Origin of the sequence: Streptomyces sp. NPDC057565 (genome assembly GCF_042801455.1) — a bacterium.
Classification (GTDB): Bacteria; Actinomycetota; Actinomycetes; order Streptomycetales; family Streptomycetaceae; genus Streptomyces; species Streptomyces yanii.
Genome location: NZ_JBHVFU010000151.1, coordinates 1 through 3,841, shown reverse-complemented (window position 1 = coordinate 3,841; position 3,841 = coordinate 1). Strand labels below are relative to the sequence as shown.

Sequence of the window (3,841 nt, the reverse complement as noted above, 5' to 3'; positions counted from 1 at the left end):
TCATAGGCTTTGTCCGCGTGCAGGCGCCGGGGTTTGAAGTACCGGCCGCGGTGGGGGTCGTGTCTCGTTTGGTGGCCCTCGATCATGGGCTTCAGCGCGAGGCTGTCGTGGGTGTTCGCCGCGGAGAGGCCGACGAGGAGGGGCAGTCCGTGCGCGTCCGACAGGACGTGCATCTTGGAACCCGGCCTGCCCCGGTCCACGGGGCTCGGACCTGTGAGTTCGCCCCTTTTTTAGCCCTGACGTGGGCGGAGTCGAGGACTGCGCGGGAGAGGTCGAGCAGGTCGGCGTCGTCCAGGCGGTGCAGGATCTTCTCGTGGAGCCGGCCCCAGACACCGGCTCTGGACCAGATCAGGAACCTGCGGTGGGCCGTCGACTTCGATATCCCGAAGCACGGCGGCAAGGCCCGCCAGGCGCATCCGCTGACCAGGACGTAGATGATCGCGGCAAACAGCGTCTCATCAGGCGTGTCCTGCGTCCCGCCGCCCTGCGGCCGCACCTTCGACGGAGGGATCAGCGTGCTCCGCGATCTCCCACAACCCGTCCGGAACAATCCAACTCCACGTACCCCGCCCCATGACCAGCCCAACGAGCCAAGACCACATAGGACACGGTCTTAGTCGCGATACCGCGCAGCTGACCGCACCGCTTCCACCCCGACCGCCACAGGGGTCCAGAACTGGCGACCTCGCGTAATCGACTGACGCCTATTCGTTGGCCCTTGAGGTGCTGGTGTCACCGTGTGTGGTCGCCGGGGGCATAGTGGCCGTTTCCGTACGCGAGGGCACCATCTCCTCCTCCACACTGCTCAAGCGGCTGCGGTCGGGGTCGAGGAAGAACGCAACCTACGCCGCCTTCCGCGAGGTCGGCCGTGTCATCCGCACCGTCCAGCTGTTGCGCTACCTCTCCGACGCGCTGCTTCGCCGGCGGGTGACCGCGGCAACCAACAAGGTGGAGTCGTTCAACCGATTCTCCCAGGGGATCGGTTTCGGCAACCGCGGCGTCATCGCCGACAACGACCCCATCGAGCAGGAGAAGGCAATGAAGTTCAACGCGCTGCTCACGAACGCGGTGATCTTCCACAACGCCCTGGACATCGCGGAGATCGTCCGTCAGCTGCTGGAGGAAAGGTGGGAGATCGACCCCGAGGACCTGGCCCACATCTCGCCATACCTGACCGAACACATCAACCGGTTCGGCGAGTACAGCACCCACGAACTCGGCATCCAGCCCGACGCCTACGACCCGAAACTCGACGTCGACTTCACCCCGCTGCGCGAACACGACCTCAGCACTGCCGTCCTTGGACAGGCCGCCTGAGCCCGCTGACAAGCAGACCTGGCACACCTACCCGAACGGGCACGCCTTCCCTGGGCGCATCCCGTACGCCTTCCCCGATTCCGAGACCACGGCTCGTGCTGCCGACGGCACGCCGATCGAGTGCAGGGCGCCAGGAAACGTAACGGCGGTCGGGAACTGATCGGTGTACGACCGCCGCCGGCTACCCCAGCGCCAGGTGGTAGACCTGTTGGCCGTCAAGGTCAAAGTGCGGGACGGTCCTGGGGAGATGCGCCCAAGGGGCAATGAGATGATCCTGAGGGCTTGCGCGACTTCTGGTCAGGCTACTGCGCTATGCCTGTTCGAGAGCATTTCGCAAGGTGCTATCAGCATGGTCGTCGAGGGTTGTAGCGATCTTGCGCAGCTCGGCACGTCGTTCCGTGCTGCCTCTTTCGGTCAGAGTGTTAGCCCACGCTGTCTTTTGCGCGTCGGTGATTCCGACCGTCTCGTTGAACAGCGCATACAAGGCATACCAGCGCACTGAGTCGTTCTCGTCCTCGGACAGCGTCAGGAGAGCCTCGACAACTCTGGCCTCGGTGTGTTCCTCGTCGGCCAGCGCAGGAAGCGCGGCAGCTACCGCGAACCGGACGGGCTGTGCTGTGTGCGCCTGGTAGCTGAGTACCAGATCGAGGGCCTCCCGGGCATAGTGGTAATCCAGTACGGAGATCATCCATCCCAGAACCCAAGGGTCCGGCTCGTCGGGCATCTCCGCCAGGATGGCCTTGATGGTCTTCGTGGTGAACGGCCGGTGACCCGTTCCATCGTCGTGGCCCAACTCGCGCAGAATCCGTGCTCCCAGCTCTCGCTCATCCGGCGATTCGTGTGCCAGCAGACGAACCGCGCGTTCAAAAACATGGGAGGTCGGCCGGTGATGCAACGCCACCAGCGCCGGAAGGGGGTCGTCGTCTGTCTCCTCCGTGCTGACCTCGAACAGCGCTCTCTGGAACAGCTCGTCGTCCGTCGCTGCCTCGGCGTCATCGACTCCCATGCTGCACTTCCTTAGACGGTGTCTCGCGTGGCGATCTTGTGCGCTGCAGGGCCATAGGCGCTCAGTGTGGGGTCAGCCTGTCAGGCTGGCCAGCTGAGCCGGCCGTCCACGATGGCCGGGAGAGACGCGGGCATCTCGTCGGTGACCCAGGCGAACTCCAGGGCTGCGAGCGTGGCTCCCCGGTCCGTCCACACGAGGATCTCGCCGACGTAGGCGCCGGACGGGTCGTGGACTTGCGCGTCTATGGGAACGAGCGCTTCCGGCAGTGCTGCATGCTCGCAAGGTTCCCGGACCTGCAGGTCGACGCTCACGGAATCGGGCCCCCAGACGGCGATCACCTCGGTGCGGTCCAGCTGACTCCGCAGTTGCGACGCGCCAACGAACTCCGCCGACAGGATGTGTTCAAGCACTGCGCGCTCGTCGGCGTTCAACGGGCGCGGGTCGTTGGAAAGAGGAGCCATGCGCCCATTCTGAGGTGGAGGGGGCAATCAGCCCAACGCCTACACCGACCGTCGCCGGGGGCCACCCGGCAGCGGCATCATGATCGTTCATGGGTGGGGATCTGTCGCAGCGGCTCGTGCCGGATGATCTATGGACAATAGTCGAGCCGGTACTGCCGTCCTTCCGCTCGCGCCCGCAGGGCGGTGGCACCGCGCCGATTGACCAACGTGCCGTGTTCACGGCCGTCGTGTACGTGCTGACCAGCGGGTGCGCGTGGCGGTATCTGCCACCGACGTTCGGAGTATCACCGGCGACGGCTCACCGGAGGTTCTCCGTCTGGACCGCATCCGGAGTGTGGCGTCAGCCGCACCGCGTGGTTCTGGACGAGATCGGAGCCCGTGGCGGACTCGACTGGAGCTCCGTGATCGTCGATGCCGCCTCAGTGCGCGCGAAAAGGGGGGTCCGCTGACGGGGCCGAATCCGGTCGACCGAGGCAAAGCGGGCAGCAAACTGCATGTTCTGACCGACGCGCAGGGACTGCCTGTGGTCGTCGGGGTGTCCGCCGCGAACGTCAACGACGTCCAAGCGCTTCGCCCGCTCATCCTCGGGATCCCGGCCGTCCGCTCACGCCGCGGCCCCCGTCGGCGACACCCGGACAAGGTCCGGGCCGACAGGGCGTACCACTCGGCCGGCAACCTGGCGTGGCTACGCGAACGCAACATCACTCCGCGGATCGCCCGGCCGGGCGTGGAGTCCTCCGAACGTCTCGGAAGGCACCGGTGGAAGATCGAGAGGTCGATCTCCTGGCTCTTCGGATACCGCCGCCTGACCGTCCGCTATGAACGCAAGGGCGGTCACTTCCTCGCCTTCCTCGGGCTCGCCGCAGTCATGACCTGCTACAAGAAGCTCGCCAAGATCGCCACGTGAGACACCCTCTAAGCAAATGCGCTTACTCCTCTGGAGAGAAGATCGCATTGCGCATCGTCACCGCCCCGTTGTCAATGTCTGGAAGCGCCAGATCAACCGCTGAATTCAGCTCATCCTCAGACAAGACATGAAAACCACGGGCCGTCAGCA

At 65.2% G+C, this 3,841-nt stretch carries 4 protein-coding genes and 1 pseudogene; 2 read left to right on the top strand and 3 right to left on the bottom strand.

The window, feature by feature from the left end:
- Window positions 1–575, bottom strand: a pseudogene (locus tag ACFU8W_RS52185) (IS5 family transposase); the annotation flags it as partial.
- 154 nt (window positions 576–729) lie between these two features.
- Here ACFU8W_RS52185 and ACFU8W_RS52180 point away from each other — a divergent pair.
- Entirely contained in the window at window positions 730–1,317 is a 588-nt protein-coding gene (locus ACFU8W_RS52180; protein WP_384052899.1) for a Tn3 family transposase, read from the top strand.
- A gap of 310 nt (window positions 1,318–1,627) precedes the next feature.
- On the opposite strand, the gene ACFU8W_RS52175 is transcribed toward ACFU8W_RS52180, so the two are convergent.
- Together ACFU8W_RS52175 and ACFU8W_RS52170 are read right to left on the bottom strand one after the other, a co-directional pair.
- Window positions 1,628–2,323 (bottom strand): hypothetical protein, encoded by a 696-nt coding sequence (locus ACFU8W_RS52175; RefSeq protein WP_384052897.1) that lies wholly within the window; start codon window positions 2,321–2,323, stop codon window positions 1,628–1,630.
- 80 nt (window positions 2,324–2,403) lie between these two features.
- Entirely contained in the window at window positions 2,404–2,784 is a 381-nt protein-coding gene (locus ACFU8W_RS52170) for a hypothetical protein (protein WP_384052895.1), read from the bottom strand.
- 89 nt (window positions 2,785–2,873) lie between these two features.
- Between ACFU8W_RS52170 and ACFU8W_RS52165 the strand changes: the two genes are divergently transcribed.
- Window positions 2,874–3,691, top strand: a protein-coding gene (locus ACFU8W_RS52165) for an IS5 family transposase (protein WP_384052893.1) whose coding sequence is annotated in 2 segments (ribosomal slippage) — window positions 2,874–3,216 and window positions 3,216–3,691 — 819 coding nt in all. Because the reading frame shifts where the segments join, the coding sequence is not laid out codon by codon here.
- Window positions 3,692–3,841: the final 150 nt, after the last annotated feature.